Below are 23,572 nucleotides of genomic sequence, written 5' to 3'. Positions count from 1 at the left end.
TTTTTGCAATGCCGCCTTTTAAACAACCCGAGGTTAGTTATGTCAGAACTTCGACAGATCCTGATGTCTCGCCTTAATTTCACGAACCGTTTGTGAGCTTGAACGCATGACGATTGTGTGAGTCTGGATATAATCACGGGCGAACTTAACGCCTGAAAGCATATTGCCATCGGTCACGCCGGTTGCAGCAAACAGCACGTCGCCCTTTGCCATCTCTTCCATGGTGTAGATTTTCTTAGGGTCCGAAATACCCATCTTGGCGGCGCGTGCGATCTTTTCATCGGAGTTAAGCTGCAAACGTCCCTGCATCTGACCACCAATGCAGCGCAGAGCCGCCGCAGCCAACACACCCTCCGGCGCACCACCGATACCGATATAAATATCAATGCCGGTTTCGTCCGGGTTCGTCGTGTGCATCACACCCGCAACGTCACCATCGCCGATCAAACGAATGGAAGCTCCTGTTGCCCGTACTTCTTCGATCAGGCGCGCATGACGCGGACGGTCCATAATGCAAGCTGTGATTTCATGCGGCTGCACACCTTTTGCTTTCGCAATAGCGTGGATGTTATCAGTGGCTGTCGCGTCAAGATCGACAACGCCTTTCGGATAGCCCGGTCCTACAGCAATCTTTTCCATGTAAACGTCGGGCGCATAGAGCAGATTGCCCTTCTCCGCGATAGCGATCACCGCCAACGAGTTCGGCAGATTCTTGGCGCAGATCGTGGTGCCTTCCAGCGGATCTAGCGCAATATCGACATCCGGTCCCTGCTTAGTGCCAACTTCTTCGCCGATATACAGCATCGGCGCCTCATCGCGTTCGCCTTCGCCAATCACGACTGTTCCGGCAATTGGCAAACGATTGAGTTCCTGACGCATGGCATCAACAGCCGCCTGATCAGCGGCCATTTCATCGCCACGTCCACGCAGACGCGCCGCCGCAACCGCTGCCCGTTCGGCAACGCGAACCAGCTCAAGCGTCAGAATACGATCAAGTCCCTGCGCTGGTCGTTGCTGTTGCTGTTCTGAAGTCTTGGCCATGTGAACAAAGTCCTGAATTCATATGAAATGTGTGTTTCGCCATCTATAGCGACATTGTGCAAATGTTTTGTCAAAGTCCCTGCCTACCTGCAAGGGAAAGAGCGGCAAAAACATTTTCCGCTCTAACTCTTAATCGATTTAGCGCAAAAGGCCCGATATTTCAGCCTGTCGCACCGTCGAAGAAAGCTTCGGGACTTTCCACTTCGATCAGCTTTTTTCGATCAATAACCCAGAAACGATTGCCAATATTGCGCACAAAACTGCGATCATGTGAAACAATCAGGCTCGCGGTTTCATCGCTTAGCAGCTCTGCTTCCAGCGCTTCCTGCCCGTCAATGTCGAGATGATTGGTCGGCTCATCAAGAATGTAGAAGTTTGGCTTTGTCAGTCGCAGAACCAACATAGCAAGGCGTGACTTTTGTCCGCCCGAAAGCCGCGACAAGGGCTTCGCCTGCATATCCAGCGTCATGCCAGCACCAGCCAACAATGACCGTGCGCGTTGATCGCCAACGTCAAAACGCTTCATGATCGTTTCAAACGGCGTCCAGTCACCATTCAACTCAGACAAAGCCTGATCGCTATAGCCCAGCACAAGCGACGGTGTCGCTTTAATGCCCGCAAGCGATTGTTCCGGTTGAACTATAGCTTCCCGAACCAGTGTAAGAAGCCGTGTCTTGCCGGTTCCGTTCGCGCCAAGCAGTACGATTCTATCACCCGGATTTATCCAAAACTGACCGGTTTTATAGAGCGCCCGACCGTCAGGCGTCGCAATCTCGGCCGGATCAATCACGATCAGCGCTTTGGCATGACTACCTCGCCCATCAAGCTTGATCTTGCCAGCAGAGCGCTCAACATGCGCTGCTTTCGCGCTTTCCTCAATTTTCTCGGCACGTGCACGCAATTGCTTGGTTTTCACCACCAACAAATCACTGCCCGAATTGATTCCAATATTGTTGAGCTTCGCGGCCTGTCTGCGCAATTGCTGGACAGTTTTCATGTCCTTTTCAAACTGGCGCGCATCAGCCGCGTCAATCTCTTCAAGCGCCACACGCGCTTGGCTATAGGGCAACGCAAAGACGAACGACTTTTCTGCACGCAGGAAGAGTGTGCGTTTCGTCACCACATCGAGAAAAGCACGATCATGGCTGCAAACGACAACGGCCACCGAACGCGGCAGTGCATCAAGCCATTTTTCCAGCAAGCGCACTTTTTCAAGATCAAGGTGATTGGTCGGCTCGTCCAATAGAAGCATATCAGGTTCAGAAACCCATGTACGCGCCAGAAGCGCAAGCCGTTGCCAGCCGCCGCTTAATTGCCGAACAGCGAGGCCACGCAGTTCTGCCGGAACATTCAGATCATCAAGCACTATGTCTGCGCGCCAGCTTTCATAGTCGCGCGCATCATCATCCAGTCCACTAAGAACCAGATCGTAAAAAGAGAGGTCCATCAGATCAGCGGAAACATACTGGCTGACATAACCAATTTTCAGCCCACGCGAGCGGGTAATCACACCGCTGGTCGGCTCACCCTCTCCGACAATCAATCGTAAAAGGCTGGTCTTTCCACGACCATTAGCGGCAACAATACCCAAACGTTCGCCCTCACCCACGACAAAATCGAGGTTAGCGAACAAGGTCTGATGAAGGGTAAGCGAAAGATTCTGAACAGATATAAGAGACATGGCAATAGGCCCAATTTGGCCAAGCACTGACGAGCAGTTCTCAAACAGCTTCAATCAATGTGCTTGCAAATTTTCGGCTACAGCAAATAAAGCTGCGCCTTCAGAAAAGGCAGAAAAAGACTGTTGTTTAAGTCTTAATCGGCCCTGCACAATTTACTGTTGCAGGGCAAAATCAGGGCCATACTGACGATGACGGTCGTGACGCGTCACATCCATATTACAGCCCTCCTTTTCCATTGTGTCTCTCTATCGGACTATTCCGATGCAGTCTTCTTAGCAAAAACGCTGCCGCCCATCAAGAGCGGCAGCCTTAGCCAGCAATCAGCCAGCCCGTTCGATGCGGATCATCTGCGGCTTGTTGACCAGATGATCATCCTTGAGAATCGCCTCAAGCGCTTTTTTAACAGCAGATTCGGTCGTTTCATGGGTAACAAGAATGACTGTCTTGATACCGTCGCTGACATCGCTATCCATCAGCGGGCGCTGAACAATCGACTCAAGCGAAATGTCATTTTCGGCCATGCGCTTAGCGATAGCGGCAAAGGCACCAATTCGATCATAAACCGTCAGGCGGATGAAGTAGCCGCCAGCATGCTTGCGCATTTTAGCCCGCTTATATGGCTGCAAGGCTTTAGCAGGTGTGCCGAAAACAGGGCCATGCTGGAAGCCGGGACGGCTTTTCGCAATATCAGCAATATCGCCAATCACCGCCGAAGCAGTGGCATTACCGCCAGCACCAGGGCCAGAAAGTAGCAACTCACCCAAAAGATCGGTTTCGATTGCAACCGCATTGGTCACACCATGCACCTGTGCGATGACCGAAGATGTCGGCACCATGGTCGGATGCACGCGCTGTTCAATGCCAGTATCGGTCTTCTGTGCAACGCCGAGCAACTTGATGCGATAACCTAGCTCATCCGCTGCACGAATATCGGCAAGCGAAATATTGCTGATGCCTTCGAGGTAAATATCATCGGCGGCAATCTGGGTGCCGAATGCAAGGCTTGTCAGCAGCGCAAGCTTGTGCGCCGTGTCATTGCCTTCAATATCAAAAGTCGGATCAGCTTCGGCATATCCAAGGCGCTGTGCATCCGCGAGACAATCCTCAAACGAAATACCCTCTTCCCACATCCGGGTGAGGATATAGTTACAAGTGCCGTTCATAATGCCGTAAACGCGCGAAACCGTGTTGCCGGTCAATGATTCACGCATTGCCTTAATGACTGGAATACCGCCTGCAACGGCTGCTTCAAAGTTAAGAAGCACACCTTTTTCTTCGGCAATCTTGGCAAGCGAAACGCCGTGCTTGGCAAGAAGCGCCTTATTGGCAGTCACCACATGATGACCTGCACGCAATGCAGCTTCAACAGCCGATCTGGCCGGGCCTTCGTCGCCGCCAATCAGTTCAACAAAAACATCGATATTGGCGCTTTTCGCGAGTTCGACTGAATCATCAAACCATTCAATACCAGAAAGATCGACACCGCGATCGCGCGAGCGGTCACGAGCGCTCACCGCTGTGACAACAACCTGCTTGCCGCATTGACGAGTGAGCATTTCGGCCTTGTCACGTAGAATACGCAACACCGAAGCACCAACGGTGCCCAGTCCGGCAACGCCGATCCGCAATGCATCACTCATTGTTCTGTCTTTCTGAATTGTTGAATTTGTATGTGGTGGGAAACAAGGGCCGACCAGAAGACGGCCCTCGCTTTATCTTAAAGGCTGTTAACGGCGACCTTCAAGCGGAATGATGTTCTGCACATTCTCATCCTTAGCGGACAGGAAGCGCTTGATGTTGCGAGCAGCCTGACGAATGCGATGCTCGTTTTCAACCAGTGCGATACGAACATAGTCATCGCCATGTTCGCCAAAGCCTACGCCCGGAGCAACAGCCACGTCGGCCATTTCAACCAGCAGCTTGGAAAATTCAAGCGAACCCAGCGCGCGGAAACGCTCTGGAATCGGAACCCATGCAAACATGGTCGCCGCTGGCGGAGGAACATCCCAGCCCGCACGACCAAAGCTGTCGACCAGTACATCGCGACGCTGCTTATAAACGTTACGGACATAAGCAATGTCCGAGCCATCGCCATTGAGCGCTGCGGTTGCTGCAACCTGAATAGGCGTGAACGCACCGTAGTCCAGATAGGATTTAACGCGCGTCAGTGCTGCAATCAGACGTTCATTGCCGACCGCAAAGCCCATACGCCAACCCGGCATCGAGAATGTCTTCGACATCGAGGTGAATTCAACAGCAACATCCATAGCACCCGGCACTTCAAGAACCGATGGCGGAGGGTTGTTATCGTCGAAGTAAATTTCCGAATAGGCCAGATCAGAAAGAATGATCAGATCATTCTTACGCGCGAAATCGACCACATCCTTATAGAAATCAAGGGTCGCGACATAGGCAGTCGGGTTCGACGGGAAGTTAAGAATAAGCGCAAGCGGCTTTGGAATCGAATGCTTCACCGCACGATCCAGTGCGCGAATGAATTCTTCATCCGGCTTTGCAGGGATCGAACGGATCACACCACCCGACATGATGAAGCCGAACGAATGAATTGGATAGGTTGGATCCGGGCAAAGCACAACATCGCCGGGCGCAGTGATTGCCTGCGCCATATTGGCAAAGCCTTCCTTGGAGCCAAGCGTAGCCACAACCTGCGTATCCGGGTTGAGCTTCACGCCGAAACGGCGCGCATAATATTGTGCCTGCGCACGACGAAGACCGGGAATACCCTTTGACGACGAATAGCGATGCGCGCGCGGGTCCTGCACTGCTTCGCAAAGCTTATCGACAATGTTCTTCGGTGTTGGCAGATCAGGATTACCCATTCCGAGATCAATGATGTCGGCTCCGCCCGCTCGCGCCGATGCCTTCAGGCGGTTAACCTGTTCAAAGACATAAGGTGGCAAACGACGGACTTTATGAAATTCTTCCGACATGATCCTGTTCCAGAAGGGAGTTGAATGAAACGGCGCGCATGCGCCGCGTTTGGAGCTATACACCTGTTATCGAATCGGGTCGAGACTTGTTACAGTTCTGCGACGAAGCTTTTATTGACGAAAAGCCTCTTATTCCCCGGCTTCGATCTGCTTCAGTGTAGCGGCAGCTTCATCCTGCGCTTGCTTACGCAATGCGGCAGCTTGAGCAGGAGTGAGCGTACTTGCGGACGAGCGTGTGGCCGCCAGTCGTGTGCGATCAGAATCAAGGCCAGACATCATCTGCGCCTTTTCTTCCGGCGTAATCTGGACTGTGGCGGCTTTCGGCATACGTCCAAAGGTCGGATAGGTATCGGTGCGCTTCGCACCTTCCTGCGGCGTACCCTGAAATTCAGGACCGCCAGCACAACCCGCGAGAAGCGCCACGGCTGTTGCTGCCAGCATGATATTGGCAAACGTCCGCGTGCTCTTGGTCATATGTCGGGTTCCAATCCTGATGTTCTGCACTAATGTCTGTTCTTGCGAAATCTATAACTCGCCCGACGCAGATAATATATCGGAAAGTGGATAGCACCAACTCGCTACGTCATGTCAACAACCGAGTTGCGATCCGGCACAATCCGGCCACTTCAAAAGCGCACCCATACAATAAGTATAACCAAAAGTTACAATTAGTAATATTGCGTTATTTTTACGTAAAACAAAATTAAAATGCGATTTATTCAAACACTGATCGCTTTCAATAGTTGCGTTTGGCAGTTAAAAACCCTAAAAATTGGTTACAACTTATCATTCGATAATTTGTCTACTCATGCTTTAGGCCAACTGCATTCACGATGCATTTGTAATAAAGCACTGAAAAAATTGAACTATCTAAGCTGGCCTTCATTGCCGGTTTTTGTGAGTAAAGCTGCTTGAAAATGCTTTAGCGCGACTCACATGGGGAAGCCGATCTCCCCAAACCAAACGAGATCAGGATTTTTCCGGCTCGTTAAAATGGTCAAACCCATATGTTTGGGACATCGAGCTGGAGCAGATATTGAAATTCGCAGTAGCAACGCACACGACAACAAGAAGACTACTTTCTGGTAGCGTAGCCTTGCTCGCGCTCGTTCTTACATCTTGCACATCGACCAGTAATGGCACCTCACCATTACAAATGACCAATGACCCGGATGGTTCCGTCATTGCTGAAACTCTTCAAAGCGCAGCTGACCAAACGGTAGCAGCTGAAACCGCCAAAGAATCAACAAAGCCAGCGGCGGCTGAAAAAACAGTTCCCACCGAAAACACAAAAACAAATCCAACAGCGACTGCATCTGCAGAAGGCGCACCGAAACAGGAAGCCCCTGTTCAGGTTGCAGCCCTCGCCTCAGAGACAAAATCCAGTTCATTGTTTGGTATGTTTGGCAAAAAGCCAGTTGAAGCAGCTCCTGAAGCACCAGAGCAAGCGGCGGACACTCAAAAGCCTGAAGAACAAACCACGACAGCGGCACCTCAATCAAAGCCTGAACCGGAAGCAGCTCCGGCAACTGAAGCTGCAAAACCCGTTGAGCCGGAAAAACCAACACAGGTTACGTCGCTTTTTGGGTCAGCGAAGAACGTTAATGCTTATGTCGCTCCACAGCGCCCAGCGACAACTGGTCAGGGAAGCATTGCTCGTCTCTTCAACGAAGACAATGCTAATGGGCAAAGCAAAGCAGAAAACAAGAAACTTGCTGTTGTGCGCCCAACAAAAAAATCAACGCAAGAATATAATTATGCCCTTCCCGGTGTGCGCGCCAATGGCGGCTTTGAAATCAAGCACCGCAAAAGCATTTATGATGACAGCGACATTGATGCGAACGAATATGATGATTACGCATCCGTACAGCTTGCGTCCGCGCCTGGTCTAGCGCGCCTTGCGCCCAATGGCCTGAAAGTTCAGCGCGAGACTGTGGATGTCGCCTGCCTGAAGCCTCAGCTTGTTTCCATGCTCAAGACTATGGAACGGCACTTCCGCAAGCCAGTCATGGTCACTTCTGGCTACCGTAGCCCGTCATACAATCGCAAAGTGAATGGCGCCCGCAAATCACTGCATATGATTTGCGCTGCGGCTGACATTCAAATCGACGGCGTGTCGAAACATGAAATCGCACGCTACGCTCGCAACATGTCCAATCGCGGCGGTGTTGGTACGTATTGCCATACAACCTCAGTGCATGTGGATATCGGTCCGGAGCGCGACTGGAACTGGAGCTGCAAGCGATAAACAAGATAAAAGCCGGGCCGAATTGCCCGGCTTTTTCTTTGCATTTCAGTCAGATAGCTCTTTTATCCACAAGGCTCAAACCCCGAAAATTAGCCTTGAATGATATTTTTATGAAAAAGTCGAATTAAGGGCTTGCGAGTCACAATCTTCCTGCATATAAGCCCACTCACACCAGCAACAGGCGCCCATCGTCTAGCGGTTAGGACAGCGCCCTTTCACGGCGCAGACAGGGGTTCGATTCCCCTTGGGCGTACCACTTGCTGGTTTTTCTTTTTCCAGACAAGTGATCGATCTACTCAAAGCGTCTTGTTGCAAGCACGTTTTGCTGCGCAAGCATGACTTCAGCTTGCCGCTCTATCTCATTGTTTTCAAAAGCCCCGCGCATAAAAATCTCCAAATAAAATTTTCTTGGATTTTTTCTAAAAAGGACTTGCGCATCGGAAATTTCCTGCATATAAGCCCACTCACACCAGCAACAGGCGCCCATCGTCTAGCGGTTAGGACAGCGCCCTTTCACGGCGCAGACAGGGGTTCGATTCCCCTTGGGCGTACCACTTGCTGGTTTTTTTATTCTCCCGAAAAATTGATATCTTGCTGAGTGACATTCCTCAGATAGCAATGCTAGGCACTGTCCATAAAACTTGAGATTGGACAGCAAGATTATGGCTAAAACGACCGCTATCGTACCAACTGCCCACGCCAGCCGTTATTTGCAGCAGCTCTGCAAACACTGGGCCCATAAATTTTCCATCGAATTCACCCCGGAACACGGGCGAATTGATCTCGGTGAGAATCGCATCGTTACTCTTGATGCAGATTCGGAAAAACTCACCGCAATCGTTGAAGCTCCGCAAGAGGCTCTGTCACAGATGGAAGACGTTGTCGCAAGCCACATCATTCGATTTGCATTCCGTGAGGAATTGGCTTTCAACTGGGTAAAAGAATAACCCTTATTGGCCCTCACAATTTGCCCGCAAAATGCCGCGAATAAACATTTTCGCATCATATTGCGGGCTAAATTAAGCGTGAAGTTTCCACCAGTTCATAAGCAATATGGTGGCGACCGTGATTACCAGCGAAACTAAAACAACACTCACCCTACTCGGCGCTGGCCTTATCGCAGCTATGCTCGTACTGAGTGCTGATATGCGTTGGGCAGAAGTCTTCGCAGCGCTCTTCTAAAGTCACAGAAGCTTGCATCAGAGCATACATCCGCCTAAATCGAACCATGCTTTTCAACCCTCCTCTTGTGACAGGTCGCCTCGAGCGCCGTTATAAACGCTTTTTGGCCGATGTTACGCTCGACGACGGACAGTTTATAACGGCTTCCGTTCCCAACACAGGATCAATGCTCGGCCTCACAACGCCGGGGTCTCGCGTTTGGTTGAGCGTTTCGGATGCCCCTCACCGGAAATATCGGCACACTCTGCAAATTGTTGAAGCAGACAATACACTGGTCGGAGTCAATACGGGCCTGCCAAATAGAATCGCCGAAGAAGCCATTCTTGCAGGCATGATTCCAGACTTGAAGAATTACGGTCTTCTCAAGCGCGAACAAAAATACGGTAAAAACTCACGCATCGACATATTGCTTGATGAAGGTGAAAAGCCACGTGCCTATGTGGAAGTCAAAAACGTTCATTTCATCCGCACCCCTTCACTTGCAGAATTTCCCGACACAGTGACTGCCCGCGGCGCGAAACACCTTGATGAGTTAATCGATGTCGTATCTGCTGGCTATCGGGGCGTGATGGTGTTTATTATCCAGCGAAACGATTGCGACAGATTCAGCATCTCAGGCGATCTTGATCCGACTTATGCGCGCGCATTTGACCGCGCACGCGCAGCCGGGGTTGAGGCTTGGGCTATTCGATGCCACATAACAGAAAACGGCATCAGTGCTGAAACAGTCGTGCCTATAGAATATTAGAAAGACGGACCGAGATGGTGACTTATATCGAAGCAACGAGCGCACCGATGAAATATACCGGGCAGATCAGGCTTTATGGCCCAGACGCCTTTGAGGGCATGCGCAAAGTCTGCAATCTTACCGCTCGTTGCCTTGATGCGTTGAATGACATTGTAAAGCCTGGCGTCACCACCAATGAAATCGACCGGTTCGTTTTTGAATTCGGCATGGATAATGGCGCTTTTCCAGCGACGCTAAACTATCGCGGCTACACAAAGTCCACCTGCACATCGATCAACCACGTCGTTTGCCACGGTATTCCAGATGACAAGCCTCTGCGTGACGGCGATATTGTCAATATCGACGTGACCTATTTGCTCGATGGCTGGCATGGCGATTCAAGCCGCATGTATGCTGTTGGCGAAATCAAGCGCGCAGCCGAGCGCTTGCTTGAAGTGACCTATGAAAGCTTGTTGCGTGGCATTGAAGTTGTAAAGCCCGGCGTGAAAACAGGTGCCATTGGTGCTGCCATTCAGACCTATGCAGAAGGCGAACGCTGCTCAGTGGTACGCGATTTCTGCGGTCATGGCGTTGGTCAGCTTTTCCACGATGCACCAAATATTCTTCATTACGGTACAGTCAACGAAGGCGTTGAGATTAAAGAAGGCATGATCTTCACGATTGAGCCGATGATTAATCTTGGCAAGCCCGGCGTTAAGGTTCTTTCGGATGGCTGGACGGCCGTTACACGCGACCGTTCATTGACTGCACAATATGAGCATACCGTTGGCGTCACCAAAGACGGCTGCGAAATCTTTACGCTTTCACCGAAAAACGTTTTCGGTCCGCCATCCATGCGGTAAGCTAACTTAAAATTGTCGACTGTTTCTGCGGGGGTTTAAACAGAATGGCACCAAAAAACAAAAGTCCGGGAAGTTTCGACTTTCCCGGCTTCAACGAGGGCATACGTGTTCAGGCTTCCCTCGAAAAGCCACATCACCTGGGCCACAGAGATCGGTTACGACTGCGCTTCAAGACCGCACCGGATGCACTCGCCGATTATGAACTCCTCGAGCTTTTGCTATTCAGAGTTATCCAGCGAGCGGATACAAAGCCGCTTGCAAAGTCGTTGTTAAGCCGCTTTGGGAGCGTTGCGGAAGTATTAGGCGCGCCTGAAAAGCTTTTAGCGGAAACACCCGGCATCGGCCCCTCAATCGCGCTCGAACTAAAAATCGTTGAGGCAATTTCAAAGCGCTCCGCACGCAGCACAGTGATGGAGCGCGAAGTTCTTGGTTCTTGGAGCCAAGTCATCGCTTACTGCACCACTGCAATGGCTTATGAAACGCGGGAGCAATTCCGCATTCTTTTCCTTGATAAAAAGAACCGCCTCATTGCAGACGAGGTGCAACAACAGGGAACGGTCGATCACACGCCTGTCTATCCGCGCGAAGTAGTACGGCGCGCACTGGAGCTTTCGGCGACAGCAATTATTCTCGTCCACAATCATCCATCAGGTGATCCAACACCGTCTCGTGCCGACATCGACATGACGAAGCTTTTGGTCGAGGCTGCGAAGGCTTTAGGCATTTCAGTCCACGACCATATCATCGTTGGAAAACATGGACATGCCAGTATGCGTGGCCTCAAACTCATCTAAATCGAATGAGTAGCGCGTTCACCCTTCATTAAGCATAGCACCTGAAACAAGGCGCCTCCTCCTCGATTTAGCTCGAATTTTCTTAAATTTGGACACAATCACAAGCGAGGACATATTCAGATTGAAGACAACCGGAATCGGCCCTTCAGAATAGATCACGCATATTTTCCGTCAGCGTTTTAGGCGGGAAAACTGGAGTAAAAATGTTGAAGCGTTCCTACATCGCCGCGGCGTTCGGTGCCGCACTCGTTGCCTTTGCTGGCCCATCCATCGCTGCTGATATGATGGACAACAACGACTACACGTACAACGAACCTGTCGCATCCGGTCCACATGACTGGTCGGGCAACTATGTTGGTGCACAGATTGGTGCTTCTTCATCGAAAGTTCCTGGCCCATTCACCAATCGCACAGGCTTTCTCGGTGGCGCAGTTGTTGGCAAAAACATGCAGAGCGGCAACATCGTTTTTGGTGGTGAGTTGGAAGGCAATTTTGCTGAAGCTGAACACCGCATTGGCCACGGCGGCAGCCTCCAGCAATCATGGAACGCAAATGCCAAGGGCAAAGTGGGTTATGCTTTTGACAAAACCCTCGTTTACGGCACTGCTGGTTACGGCGTAACCAAGTTTAAGGCTAAGGATGCAACCACCTCAGCACCTGGCTGGGAAGGTGGCGCATTGATCGGCGCTGGCGTTGAACAGGCAATTTCTGGCCCGATCTCCGTAAAAGCAGAATATGACTTCCAGCGCTTCGGTGACGTAAAATCCAAGGTGAACGGCGTTAGCCAGACCAACAACCTCAAGAATCATTCCATTAAGGCAGGCGTGAATTATCGCTTCTAAACTCTGCCAATAATGTTTGTACAAAGGGCCGCATCATATGCGGCCCTTTGTTTTTTATCTAAAGAGTAAATTCAAAAATAGTGCAAAAAATAAGGACCATAAGGCCCTTATCTGTTTAGTCATCTGATCCGCGACGGGCATTATCCCCGTCCTTACCACGCCGCCAATAGGCAACAATCAGTTGCTTGTCCTTAGGCACATTGCGCTCTTTGCGCATATAAGTGCGGATGGCGCGAAACGCATTGAACTCACATCCTGCCCAGACGTAAATATTCTCTTCGTTTTCAGGCAACTCGACTGCCTTAACAGCATCTTGTAAAAGCGTGGTCGTACCAGCTTCCTGCCCATTCCGATGCAGCCATCGAAGATCAACATCAGCTTTGGTCTGAATGATCTGTTCTTCTGCCGCACTGTCAATCTCAACACGAACGACAGCTTTCGCCCCCTCTGGGAGACGCTCCAAAATACGACCGATTGCGGGCAGTGCTGTTTCGTCGCCTGCCAGCAAATACCACTTTGCGTCTTGTGCAGCATCGCCGCCGCCCGGGCCAGTCATACCGACAATATCACCCGGCTTCACGCTCATAGCCCAGCCAGAACCCGGGGCATCGCAATCATCGCCGTGGATGACCATGTCGATATCTACCCAGCCTGCGTCAGCATCCAGCTGGCGAATAGTGTAAACACGCGCAACGATCTGCGCGTCACCTTCAGGCCATACCGGACGACCATCTTCACCCATGACAGGCCATTGCGGTTGAGCCAGTGCCTTCTGCGGGAAAAGTAGCCGGATATGCAAACCATGCTGCGAAAAACGTTTGAGATCATTGCCCTGCAAACGCACGCGGCGCATATGGGGCGTGACATCAGAAACCGAAACGACTTTCATCTCGCGGAAATAAGGCAGCAACTCTCCCGCTGCACCATCACCAATCCAGCGTATTTTAGGTGCCGTTTCGTCTTTGTCCAAAAACTCTAAAATGTGCGAAGTAATCGACAGCTTCATATAGGCGAGGCCGGTATCATCGTCGCTGCGCACATCGACATCGACAGCTTCGTCATTCCAGCGCACATCGGCCTGACCGAAACTTAGCACCAGCTTTGCACTGCTTTCGTTCCGCTCAACATCGCCATGCTCATCAAAATGATCCAGCAGCTGATTAACGATACGATCAGGGTTATCGAGTGCAATACGGGCGTTAGCGTTCAGGCTCAATTCGGACATGCCTGTCTCCTCATCAGAAATAACGATCAAGCCTTAACCGAACATAATATGACTATTCAAGTCATCATTTTGTTTTGATACCGCAATAAATTGTGACGGGTAGTGCCTGACGCCATGCATCGAAGGAACCAAGCGCGCCTGCCTGTGCAACTTGCAACTTTGTTAGCTCGCCGCCATGCTGCTTACGCCAGTTGAAAAGCTGCATTTCGCTTTGCAACGTGACGGCGTTGGCAACCAAGCGCCCTCCGGGCTTTAGGGCTTTCCAGCAAGCTTCGATCACGCCCGAATCCGTAACGCCACCGCCAATGAAAATCGCATCCGGTGCTTCGAGACCACTCAACGCCTCCGGCGCTTCACCTTTCACAAGCTGCAAACCGGGCACGCCCAAAGCACGCGCATTGCGCTCAATGATAGCTTGCCGCGTTTCATCAGCTTCGACTGCGATAGCCCGACAAAAAGGATGAACACGCATCCATTCGATACCAATCGAGCCGCAACCTGCACCCACATCCCATAATAGCTCATGCGGCAGCGGCTGCAACCGTGACAGTGTCACTGCGCGTACATCGCGCTTCGTAAGCTGACCGTCATTTTCAAAAGCATGGTCTGGCAATCCGCTAACAGGCGAAAAAACAGCCGCATCTGGCGCCGCAATGCATTCAATTGCCAAAACATTGAGATCGGCACAGTTTTCATGTGACCAGCTATCAGCACTGCCACTGATCGATTTTTCCTTTGTTCCACCGAGATGTTCAAGCACCGTCAAACGACTTTGGCCAAAGCCTTTAGCTTTGAGTAGGGTTGCGACTTTCGCAGGCGTCGTACCATCATTGCTCAATACGAGGATCTTCTCGCCCGGCAGGATATGCGGTGACAGCAGTTCAAACGGGCGACCATGCACGCTAACCGTACGTACCTCCTGCAAAGGCCACGCCATTCGGCTTGCAGCCAGCGACAAGGACGATGGAAACGGGATGATCTGCATGTCCTGTGTCGAAAAATAACGGCTCAGAGATGCGCCCATGCCAAAGAACATCGGATCACCGCTTGCCAGCACAACCACCTGCCTGCCGCGTTGGGCTTCAATCATAGGAAATGCATTATCGAACGGTGACGGCCATGAAATCTGCTCGGCTTGAACGTCAGGATTGAGCAAGGCTAGATGCCGCTTGCCGCCGAAAATCACATCAGCACGGTTGAGTACGTCGCGAGCGTTCTTTCCAAGACCCGCCAGCCCATCCTCACCAATTCCGATAACCGTCAGCCAGCAGCTCATAAGCATTGCTCCTTTTCTTTGTTCGTATGGCGGCGCAGTAGCAAGTGCAAGCGCGAAGGCGTATAAGACCAATATGTTGAGCCAGCAAAATAGCCAGACCATTGCTATCAGACCCGACCGGCGTAGTGCCTGTCCGGGACTTTCGCGCATGGTGATGAGCAAGGATGGCGCAATCGCCCGCATCAAGCTCCGGCTCGGAAGGCTCAGCGTGGCACAGGCTCAAGCCATCGCAGATATCGCCGAACGATTTGAAACGGGCGCAATTGAATTGTCGATTCGCTCCAATATTCAGCTTCGCGGCATTCATCCCGACGTCTGGCCGGATGTGATCGAAGCCCTTCACGACGCCGGGCTTGGCGCGCAAAACAAGGCAGCTGATGATGTTCGTAATGTCATGGTCAGCCCGACAGCTGGTATCGATCATGGTCAGATCAGCGATGTGACTGCCCTCGCTGGCAATCTGCTTTCCGTTTTGCAGGACAATGAAACTTATCACGCGCTGTCGCCTAAATTCTCGCTCCAGATCGACGGTGGCGAAGATTGTGCTATGATTTCGCATCCCGGCGACATCTGGCTCTCAGCCATTGATGGTGGCAAAGCCTATGCGTTTGGATTGGCTTCCTCGCCCGACAAACAGGCGCTTGGTGCAGTTTCAAGCGAACACGCCCTGCCTTTTATCGAAGCGCTGCTGCAACATTTCCTTGGCGCGAGCCAAAAAGGCATTGCCCGGATGAAGCACCTCTTCGAGGTGATGCCAGTCGCAGATTTTCTGCAAACACTTCCATTCGCATTTGATGCACCGGCAAGCTGGCAGCGCAAAGCCCCCATCGCTCACGCCCATCTCGGCTTAAATCACCAACTCGATGGTAACTTTTATGTCGGCGCCATGCCGCTGCTTGGTCGCCTGACACCGCAGCAACTGCGTGAACTCGCCGGTCTTGCAAAAAGCGAACTGCGCCTCACCCCATGGCAAGGCATTCTGATCCCGCATATTGCGGAAACAGATAGCAAGAGCATCATCAGTGCGCTGCATACCTTGGGCCTCTCCACCGAGCTTGCCTCGCCTGCCACTCGCCTTCGTGCCTGTTCCGGCTCGAAAGGCTGTGCCTCAGCGCTTGCAGACACACAGGCCGACAGTGAAAAGCTTGCTCTTAAGCTAAAAAGCGACACCAAACAGATTCACATCACAGGCTGCACCAAATCCTGCGCCGCACTTTCTCCCTTGCCGCACACGCTTCTCGCCCGCTCCCCAATGCATTACGACCTATTTTTACAAGACAAAGCTGGACCATCGCGCTTTGGGCGGTTATTGGCGTCAAACATCACCATTGATGAGGCAGCAAAGCTGCTGAACAAATAGCAAAAGCGGACGCCATGACAGATTACATCCGCGATGGGCAGGCCATTTATGACCGCTCCTTCGCCATCATCCGCGCCGAGGCCGATCTGAGCCGCATACCTGCGGATCTTGAAAAGCTCGCCGTACGCGTGGCTCACGCATCTGGCATGGTTGATATCGTTGAAGACATCGTCTTCTCAGAAGGCGCGGGACAGGCCGGACGTGATGCTTTACTCAAAGGTGCACCGATCCTTTGCGATGCACGCATGGTTGCAGAAGGCATTACCCGTTCGCGACTCCCAGCCAATAATGATGTTATCTGCACACTCAACGATCCATCGGTTCCGGAGCTGGCGAAAAAGATCGGCAATACACGCTCTGCCGCGGCCCTCGACCTCTGGCTTCCACACCTTGAAGGCAGCATCGTTGCCATCGGCAACGCGCCAACCGCCCTCTTCCGCCTATTTGAAATGCTGGACAATGGCGCACCCAAACCTGCGCTTATCATCGGCATGCCGGTCGGCTTTGTTGGTGCTGCAGAATCCAAGGACGAGCTAGCTGGGAACAGCCGTGGCGTGCCTTTCGTCATTGTGCGTGGACGTCGTGGTGGTAGCGCTATGACCGCAGCTGCCGTCAATGCACTTGCTTCGGAGCGCGAATAATGGCCCTCAAAGGCAAGCTCTATGGCCTGGGTGTCGGCCCCGGCGACCCCGAACTCATCACACTCAAAGCGCTTCGACTGCTCAAATCCGCTCCCGTTGTTGCCTACCACGCAGCCAAGGGCAAAAAGGGCAACGCACTGACGATCATCGAAACCTATCTGTCTTCAGATCAGACTTTGGTTCCGCTCATCTATCCGGTAACAACGGAAAAACTGCCCGATCACATGGACTATGAGCAGATCGTCAGCGATTTCTATGCTGAGATTACCACGACGATTGCAAGCCATCTTGATTCAGGCCGCGATGTGGCCGTGATCGCGGAAGGTGATCCGTTCTTCTATGGCTCGTTCATGTATATCCATGACCGACTGGCCGAAAGATACGAAACGGAAGTCGTGCCTGGCGTTTGCTCTGTTCTGGGCGCTGCTGCCATACTCGGCGCACCTTTGGTCTACCGCAACCAGACCCTGTCGATCCTTTCAGGCGTGATGAGTGCGGAAGACCTCAAAACACGTCTCGCTGGTACCGAGGCCGCAGCCATCATGAAACTCGGCAAAAATCTCGACAAGGTGCGCGATGTGCTCAACGAGCTTGGGCTGATGGATCGTGCGCTTTATATCGAGCGTGCAACCATGCAGAACCAGCGTATTGCGCCAGTGGCCGAGGTCAGTGGTAGCGATTGCCCATATTTCTCGATCATTCTCGTTCCGGGCAGCAAATGGAACGGCGCATGAAGCCTGCCATTCTGATCTTGAGCGAAGCTGCAATTTCCACAGCGCGGAAAGTGCAATCAGCACTTGGAAATTCGGAAGTGCTGGGACTGGAAAACCGCGTTCAAAGCGCCGACAAAAGCTTTGCTCATTTTGGCGACGCTATACGCGCACTTTATGAAGAAGGTCGGCCTGTGATCGCCTTGTGCGCTTCAGGCATCATCATCCGCGCCCTTGCACCCCTTTTGCAAAACAAGCGCATCGAACCACCAGTTCTGGCTGTCGCGGAAGATGGCAGCGCGGTCGTGCCATTGCTTGGCGGTCTGTCGGGTGTCAACGATCTCGCGAGAAAAATAGCTCATGCATTGGAGGTCGCGCCCGCAATCACCACGACTGGCGAGTTGCGCTTTGGCATCAACCTGCTTCATCCTCCGGCAGAACTGACACTCGCCAATCAGGACAACGCCAAGACTTTCATGTCCGACCTGCTGGCAGGCCAGACACTGCAAATCAAAGGCAATTCTCGCTGGCTTACGGCATCAAAGCTGCCATTTGCCGACGATGGGCAGCTCACAATCAGCATCACGCCCGAAACCCGCACGCCACAGGCAAATGAGCTGATTTATCATCCGCGGATAGTTGCCGTATCTATCGAAAAGCCGACCGAAGAACTGGCAAGCCTCATCGGGAAAGCCTTTGACGATGCCGGCCTCTCGATAGACTCACTTGCTTTGCTTCTGGCTCACGCGAAAGATTGCGCTTCACCGCATATCCATAAGGCCGCAAAAGCACTGAAAGTGCCATTGCGCTTTGTTGCAAGCGATGCCGATCTTGCAGCAGCGTCTGTCGAAAACCCTGTTCAACACATAGCGACTGAAAACCTAACGCTGGCTGTTGCAGCAACACCTGCCGATGTTCTTTTTATCGGTCGCAAGCGTGGCAAGCTCACGGTTATTGGACTTGGCCCCGGTTCCCGCGATCTGATGACGCCAGCCGTGCAGCGTGATCTGGAACAGGCCGAAGACGTACTCGGCTATGAAACCTATGTCCGTATGGCAGGCCCCTTCCGCGACGATCAGATCATTCACATGACCGACAATCGCGAAGAAATGCAGCGCGCACGCCATGCTTTTGAACTTGCAGCCTCTGGCCGCAATGTCGTGATGGTATCTTCCGGCGATCCTGGTGTCTTTGCCATGGCTGCAGCCATAGTCGAAGCTCTGCATGAATCATCTGATGTGGCGTGGCACGGCGTTCAACTGGTTATCCAGCCCGGAATTTCGGCGGCAATGGCAGCGGCGTCCCGCATCGGTGCACCGCTTGGGCACGATTTCTGCATCATCTCGCTTTCGGACAATCTCAAGCCTTGGGATGTGATCGAGAAGCGTCTCGCACTGGCAGCGCAAGCCGATCTTGCCATGGCTTTCTATAATCCGATTTCCAAAGCCCGCCCGCATCAGCTTGGTCGAGCACTAGAAATCCTCCGGCAGTATCGCGATGCTGAAACGCCGGTCGTGCTTGGTCGCGATATTGGTAGGCCTGCCGAAACAACCCGCGTTGTTTCGCTCGGGCAACTCACACCTGACGATGTCGACATGCGTACTGTGGTGATTGTCGGCTCTTCGCACACTCTCCGCTTTCCACGCGCGGAAGGCGGAGAGTGGGTTTACACGCCGCGCTGGTATGGCGAAAAGCCCGATAAATAAAAAACAAAAAGGCAGGGAAATCCCTGCCTTTTTAGTAAGTTATGAAGTTTTATTGAATCACTTCTTCTTGGCCTTCTTCGGCGCTGGAGCAGCCGAAGCAGTCTGAGCTGCAGCGGCTTCCGCTGCAACCTGATCGGCACTCTTAGGCGATGTATCGATAACTGAACGAACTGAACCACCTGCAGAAAGCTGACAAACAGCGGTGCGCAGATCAACCTTCAGATCAACATCAGTACCGCCGCCCGCACCCGGACGCGAATTAACCGCCGTGATTGCACGCTCTGGCAAGAAATACTTGTTGGCAGCAGCCGTTATACAAGGCTGCGCAAGCGATGAATCGACCGAATAGGTCGGAACGAAACGTGGAAATGATACGCTGGAAGCTGCAACAGGCGCTTCCGACTTGCCGGGAACCGTCGCATTTTGCGTGGTTGTCGTACAAGCGGCAGCCAGTGGAGCCAGCATAGCAATAACAAACAAACGGGCTCCGTTGCGGGTGCGTCCGGACATGATCAACCTCTTACGATCTGCTGATTAGGTAAAATTTTAACTGAGATAACTATTCGCTTTTGACGGATTGTCGAGTGGCAGGAAGGCCACAATGCCGGTTTTTCGTTGAGCATCCCCAACGACGTCATCATTGTTTCGTGAATATCCAGTTCAACATCTCGCGCCAGTCGCTCATTCTGATCGGCGTCCCATGGTTGCCACTTTCAAAACGACGGAACTGAACAGGATAACCGGGCGAACGCTTGCGGATTTCCCGATAGAAGCCCTCCTGCTTATCAATTGCGAAAACCGGATCCCGACTGCCATGGCCAAAGAACACCGGCACACGCTTCTTAAACGCTGGAGATTTGAAAAAACCTTCGTCCCACAGTGAACCCATCAGGATCAGACCTGCAAGCTGATTGCCAGCTTTTACATTGGAGGCGATGCGCCAGCAAAGCGCCCCACCCTGCGACCCGCAAGCCAAAATAAGTGGTGCGGATGGCGACGTTGCCTTCGCAGCTTCAATGAGCCCAGCAATCTGTTCTTCGCCAGTTGCGGCAAAATCCTTAAAATCCGGCGTCAGATAAAGCCCCCCATTAAGAGCTGCCAGATTTTTGACGCGGTTAAAGTTACCGCCGAATGTAAAATCATTCATCCCCTGCAGGCGATTGCCGCCGCGTCCATGCAAATAAATAACAATGAACGAAGCGTCTTTCTGCTTGCCCGCAGCCATAGCCTTTACTGGCCCCGCTGCAGTCTGAAAGACTATATCTTTTTGATAGGCCCGCGCTTTTAACGAAACATAGGCATCCTTGGCGCGCTTTTCCGGTACGGCATCGCGGCCATTAATATCGCGCATTTCATTGTAATCGATGATTTTATAATCGCCATTATCGGCACTGCTAAGCACGCCTGGATAAGCAAAATAGTCATCTTTGAAGGGAGGAATCGGTCCTTGGGCGAAAGCAGATGTTGCAGTCAACAGCAACAAACTTGCAACCAATCCACCGTGCCTAATCATTTTCCCTCCCCCAAACACGTTCAGAGTTCCAGCTTATGATAGCGACGATTGAGATAAATCAGCGCTTCTTCATCGGCATTTGAACGCAAGCCGACCACTTCGCCAAAGAGCACATGATGGGTTGAATGTTCCTGAACGCTGGTTACGCGGCAATCAAAAACCGCAAGTGCGTTAATTAATGTTGGTGCGCCCGTTCCAAGCACGTCCCACTCTGCAAGCTCAAAACGCTCATCCTGCGTCATCCCCAAGCGACCGGAAAAAGCATCGGCCAGCTGTTCATGGATTCCCGCGAGAGTATTGACGGCAAAAACACCATTTTCAATGAAAAGATGATTTTCCGGATGCGACTTCTGCAAGCAGACCAGCACAGTCGGCGGATTATCCGAAACCGAGCAAGCAGCGGTCAATGTAAGACCACGGCGGCCAGCCGAACCAGCAGTCGTGACAAGCTGAACTGCGCCAGCATAATGGCTCATCGCATCGCGATAAGTCTTTGGCTCAACAGAAACAGCATCGGGGGAAGCATTATTTTGCATTTGCACGTGAGCAACTATCCGTATTGACTGTCAGGTTAGCGCAGATGTCTCTCCGTTTACCTGTATCTGCTTACGGGCATTGCACAAAGGCGAGGAAACCGCTACCCACTTTTCGTTGAATTTGTCATGAAATGTTTGAAGAAGACCGCCTCTGTGATCACGCCAAAGCAGTTTCCAGAAAAATATACAGCGGTTTTCCGCAACGGACTGCATGGGCGTAAGCATCTAAAGCTGCTGCTGATCGCTCTGTCGGCTTGCACAATGCTTGATGCAAGCGCCAAAGCACAGGACAATACAAACGATATACGTATCGGCTTTGCTGCACCCTTGAGCGGCAACTTTGCAGCATTGGGCAATCAGCTTCGTGATGGCGCGAATGTGGCTGCTACAACGGCAAATGCACAGCTTATAATCGCAGATGATCGCTGTGATGCAGAAGGCGGCAAGCAAGCAGCCGAAAGTTTTATTCAGGAAAAAGTGCAGATAGCTGCTGGTTTTTTGTGCTCCGAAGCGCTTGAAGCAGCGCTGCCTCTGCTCGCCCAAAACAATATTCCTGTCATCACCTCAGGCGTAAGCGAACCCACACTGACCGAAAAACGCGCATTACCAACAATGGCTGTTTTTCGTCTGACAACGTCGCTCGACAAGGAAACGCGAGCGACAGGCAGTTTTCTTGGCAGTCTGTGGCGCGCGCAGCCCTTCGCTATTATCGATGACGGCACCATTGAAGGTCGCGAGCGTGCGGCGCATGTGTTGAACAGTCTCAAAGATCAGCAATTGCAGCCCGTCTTTACCGATACCTACCGGCCCGGGCTCGAAAACCAGAATGCACTTGTTTCTCGTTTGCGTCGCGCCGGTGCAACCCATGTTTATGTTGGCGGCGAACGTGATGATATTGCCGCCATTGGAGCGAGTGCTCTGGCGCTTAAATATCCGCTGACTATCGCAGGCGGCAGCGTCCTGAATGCTGCTCCCGGCCCACAAAAGCTAAGCGATGGAACCCTTATGGTTGCTCCGCTAAGGGCACAGGATCTTTCAACGGCAAAGCCTGCAACAGACGCCATCAGCAAGGCGGGCATTTTACCGGAAGCCTATGCCGTCATGGGCTTTGCTACAGTTGAACTCGCAGCTAAGGCGATAAAACAAGCGCAGGAACAACAGCTGTCCGTCATTGATATCTTACGAAATAATTCGTTTGAAACTGCAATTGGCACGCTGAAATTTGATGGCAATGGCAATCGAACAGACAATCCGAACCGCCTGCAACGTTATGATGGCACGAGTTTCATACCAGCCGATGGATAAGTCCAATGAGACTTGCCACAATAACCAGCCCTGTCATCACGCTCATCATTGACCAGAACAGCGAAAGTGCCGCGTCAATATCGGTGACATCAGCTTCGCGCTTACCCTCGCCATAAAACAGCGGCGCTTCCACTTTTTCAGTTCCATACTGACGCGGTCCGGCAAGTGCGAGTTGAAGCGCACCCGCAAAGGCTGCTTCCGGCCAGCCAGCATTGGGCGAACGATGCAATGGCGCATCGCGCCACATCACTCTGAGTGTTCTTTTCCCGGCTTTTTTGTCGACCGTGAATGCAGCAGCAATTGCTGTGAACAATCCGGTCAATCGAGCAGGGATATAGTTGGCGACATCATCAAGACGAGCCGCAAAGCGTCCGAAATGACGATAGCTGTCATTGAGATGACCGATCATTGAGTCGGCAGTATTGATGAGCTTATAGGCGAATAGCCCCGGCAATCCGCCCACAAGAAACCAGAATGCTGGTGCAATAATGCCATCCGATGCATTCTCGGAAAGGCTTTCAATCGCCGCACGACTGACCCCGCCTTCATCGAGCTGATCCGGGTTACGTCCGACAATCATCGAAACCGCTTTGCGACCGCCTTCAATACCGTCTTCACGCAATCCAGAGGCCACCGCCTGCACATGATCAGCAAGGCTTTTCTGTGCAAGAAACACCGCAACGATGACGATCTCGACCAGCGCACCTGCTGTACCCAGATAGGGCAGCAAATAGTCTAGCGCCAACCCCACCACAACACAGGAAATCACCAGCCCGATTATCAGCCACATGCCATTGCTGCGCAGTGCTTTGACGGAAAGACTGTGATCGTTGAGACGCTTTTCACCCCAGCTGATTGCCTTGCCAAACAGAACCACCGGATGCGGAACTTTCTGCCAGAGCTGGGGCGGATCACCCACCAGACGGTCCAGAATAAGCGCTAAAGCAAGAATAATCAGCTTTATTTCCAT

At 52.1% G+C, this 23,572-nt stretch carries 23 protein-coding genes and 2 tRNA genes; 13 read left to right on the top strand and 12 right to left on the bottom strand.

The annotated features are described in order from the left end of the window. Positions 1-42: 42 nt before the first annotated feature. The 5 genes from glpX to J2782_RS02105 all read right to left on the bottom strand — a co-directional run bounded on the left by glpX (position 43) and on the right by J2782_RS02105 (position 6,148). The gene (glpX, locus tag J2782_RS02125; protein ID WP_310009945.1) at positions 43-1,041 is read right to left on the bottom strand and encodes a class II fructose-bisphosphatase; all 999 of its coding nucleotides are present in this window, start codon (positions 1,039-1,041) and stop codon (positions 43-45) included. A 160-nt stretch (positions 1,042-1,201) separates the two neighbouring features. Further along, entirely contained in the window at positions 1,202-2,722 is a 1,521-nt protein-coding gene (locus J2782_RS02120; protein ID WP_310009944.1) for an ABC-F family ATP-binding cassette domain-containing protein, read from the bottom strand. A gap of 321 nt (positions 2,723-3,043) precedes the next feature. Further along, positions 3,044-4,363 (bottom strand): homoserine dehydrogenase, encoded by a 1,320-nt coding sequence (locus J2782_RS02115; protein ID WP_310009943.1) that lies wholly within the window; start codon positions 4,361-4,363, stop codon positions 3,044-3,046. 87 nt (positions 4,364-4,450) lie between these two features. Beyond that, entirely contained in the window at positions 4,451-5,674 is a 1,224-nt protein-coding gene (locus J2782_RS02110) for an LL-diaminopimelate aminotransferase (RefSeq protein WP_310009942.1), read from the bottom strand. A 129-nt stretch (positions 5,675-5,803) separates the two neighbouring features. Next, positions 5,804-6,148, bottom strand: a complete 345-nt coding sequence (locus J2782_RS02105) for a hypothetical protein (protein ID WP_250044567.1) — start codon at positions 6,146-6,148, stop codon at positions 5,804-5,806. A 562-nt stretch (positions 6,149-6,710) separates the two neighbouring features. Between J2782_RS02105 and J2782_RS02100 the strand changes: the two genes are divergently transcribed. Further along, entirely contained in the window at positions 6,711-7,922 is a 1,212-nt protein-coding gene (locus J2782_RS02100) for a D-Ala-D-Ala carboxypeptidase family metallohydrolase (protein WP_310009940.1), read from the top strand. A gap of 181 nt (positions 7,923-8,103) precedes the next feature. Further along, a tRNA-Glu gene (locus J2782_RS02095) sits at positions 8,104-8,178 on the top strand. Between the two features lie 36 nt (positions 8,179-8,214). Here the strand turns inward: J2782_RS02095 and J2782_RS02090 are convergent. Next, positions 8,215-8,376, bottom strand: a complete 162-nt coding sequence (locus J2782_RS02090) for a hypothetical protein (protein WP_310009939.1) — start codon at positions 8,374-8,376, stop codon at positions 8,215-8,217. 25 nt (positions 8,377-8,401) lie between these two features. On the opposite strand from J2782_RS02090, the gene J2782_RS02085 reads away from it, so the two are divergent. The 6 genes from J2782_RS02085 to J2782_RS02060 all read left to right on the top strand — a co-directional run bounded on the left by J2782_RS02085 (position 8,402) and on the right by J2782_RS02060 (position 12,330). Then, positions 8,402-8,476 (top strand) — tRNA-Glu (locus tag J2782_RS02085). A gap of 108 nt (positions 8,477-8,584) precedes the next feature. Then, entirely contained in the window at positions 8,585-8,869 is a 285-nt protein-coding gene (locus J2782_RS02080; protein ID WP_310009938.1) for a DUF2218 domain-containing protein, read from the top strand. 281 nt (positions 8,870-9,150) lie between these two features. After that, a complete protein-coding gene (sfsA, locus tag J2782_RS02075; RefSeq protein WP_310009937.1) occupies positions 9,151-9,852 on the top strand; it encodes a DNA/RNA nuclease SfsA in 702 nt (233 codons plus the stop codon). Between the two features lie 14 nt (positions 9,853-9,866). Further along, positions 9,867-10,694: a type I methionyl aminopeptidase gene (map, locus tag J2782_RS02070; protein ID WP_250044559.1), complete on the top strand. Its 828-nt coding sequence runs from the start codon at positions 9,867-9,869 to the stop codon at positions 10,692-10,694. 44 nt (positions 10,695-10,738) lie between these two features. After that, positions 10,739-11,488 (top strand): RadC family protein, encoded by a 750-nt coding sequence (gene radC, locus J2782_RS02065; RefSeq protein ID WP_310009936.1) that lies wholly within the window; start codon positions 10,739-10,741, stop codon positions 11,486-11,488. A 203-nt stretch (positions 11,489-11,691) separates the two neighbouring features. After that, positions 11,692-12,330, top strand: a complete 639-nt coding sequence (locus tag J2782_RS02060) for an outer membrane protein (protein ID WP_310009935.1) — start codon at positions 11,692-11,694, stop codon at positions 12,328-12,330. Positions 12,331-12,445: 115 nt separating this feature from the next. On the opposite strand, the gene J2782_RS02055 is transcribed toward J2782_RS02060, so the two are convergent. Further along, positions 12,446-13,555 carry a DUF2218 domain-containing protein gene (locus J2782_RS02055; protein WP_310009934.1) on the bottom strand — a complete coding sequence of 370 codons (1,110 nt, stop codon included), beginning with the start codon at positions 13,553-13,555 and terminating at the stop codon, positions 12,446-12,448. A 64-nt stretch (positions 13,556-13,619) separates the two neighbouring features. Continuing rightward, positions 13,620-14,831 (bottom strand): precorrin-6y C5,15-methyltransferase (decarboxylating) subunit CbiE, encoded by a 1,212-nt coding sequence (gene cbiE, locus J2782_RS02050; protein ID WP_310009933.1) that lies wholly within the window; start codon positions 14,829-14,831, stop codon positions 13,620-13,622. Between the two features lie 73 nt (positions 14,832-14,904). On the opposite strand from cbiE, the gene cobG reads away from it, so the two are divergent. Genes cobG through cobJ form a run of 4 tightly spaced genes read left to right on the top strand, consistent with a single transcriptional unit; the run spans position 14,905 to position 19,248 of the window. Then, positions 14,905-16,191 carry a precorrin-3B synthase gene (gene cobG / locus J2782_RS02045; RefSeq protein WP_310009932.1) on the top strand — a complete coding sequence of 429 codons (1,287 nt, stop codon included), beginning with the start codon at positions 14,905-14,907 and terminating at the stop codon, positions 16,189-16,191. A gap of 14 nt (positions 16,192-16,205) precedes the next feature. Further along, positions 16,206-16,832, top strand: a complete 627-nt coding sequence (locus tag J2782_RS02040) for a precorrin-8X methylmutase (protein ID WP_310009931.1) — start codon at positions 16,206-16,208, stop codon at positions 16,830-16,832. Beyond that, complete coding sequence (locus tag J2782_RS02035) at positions 16,832-17,566, top strand: precorrin-2 C(20)-methyltransferase (RefSeq protein WP_310009930.1); 735 nt, start codon at positions 16,832-16,834, stop codon at positions 17,564-17,566. The genes J2782_RS02040 and J2782_RS02035 overlap by 1 nt, the downstream gene beginning before the upstream one ends. Beyond that, positions 17,563-19,248 (top strand): precorrin-3B C(17)-methyltransferase, encoded by a 1,686-nt coding sequence (gene cobJ, locus J2782_RS02030; protein WP_310009929.1) that lies wholly within the window; start codon positions 17,563-17,565, stop codon positions 19,246-19,248. The genes J2782_RS02035 and cobJ overlap by 4 nt, the downstream gene beginning before the upstream one ends. Before the next feature lie 57 nt (positions 19,249-19,305). On the opposite strand, the gene J2782_RS02025 is transcribed toward cobJ, so the two are convergent. The 3 genes from J2782_RS02025 to J2782_RS02015 form a co-directional block, all read right to left on the bottom strand. Further along, positions 19,306-19,758 carry a hypothetical protein gene (locus tag J2782_RS02025; protein ID WP_250038950.1) on the bottom strand — a complete coding sequence of 151 codons (453 nt, stop codon included), beginning with the start codon at positions 19,756-19,758 and terminating at the stop codon, positions 19,306-19,308. 127 nt (positions 19,759-19,885) lie between these two features. Next, complete coding sequence (locus J2782_RS02020) at positions 19,886-20,761, bottom strand: alpha/beta hydrolase (protein ID WP_310009927.1); 876 nt, start codon at positions 20,759-20,761, stop codon at positions 19,886-19,888. A gap of 20 nt (positions 20,762-20,781) precedes the next feature. Then, positions 20,782-21,297: a flavin reductase gene (locus tag J2782_RS02015; protein WP_310011042.1), complete on the bottom strand. Its 516-nt coding sequence runs from the start codon at positions 21,295-21,297 to the stop codon at positions 20,782-20,784. 261 nt (positions 21,298-21,558) lie between these two features. On the opposite strand from J2782_RS02015, the gene J2782_RS02010 reads away from it, so the two are divergent. Then, positions 21,559-22,602 (top strand): branched-chain amino acid ABC transporter substrate-binding protein, encoded by a 1,044-nt coding sequence (locus J2782_RS02010; protein ID WP_310011041.1) that lies wholly within the window; start codon positions 21,559-21,561, stop codon positions 22,600-22,602. Here the strand turns inward: J2782_RS02010 and cbiB are convergent. Continuing rightward, complete coding sequence (gene cbiB / locus J2782_RS02005; RefSeq protein ID WP_310009925.1) at positions 22,583-23,572, bottom strand: adenosylcobinamide-phosphate synthase CbiB; 990 nt, start codon at positions 23,570-23,572, stop codon at positions 22,583-22,585. The two genes, J2782_RS02010 and cbiB, sit on opposite strands and share 20 nt — an antisense overlap.

Origin of the sequence: Brucella pseudogrignonensis (assembly GCF_031454375.1) — a bacterium.
Taxonomy (GTDB): Bacteria; Pseudomonadota; Alphaproteobacteria; order Rhizobiales; family Rhizobiaceae; genus Brucella; species Brucella pseudogrignonensis_A.
The sequence above is the reverse complement of the archived record's forward strand: the minus strand, read 5'-3'. Positions and strand labels throughout refer to the sequence as shown.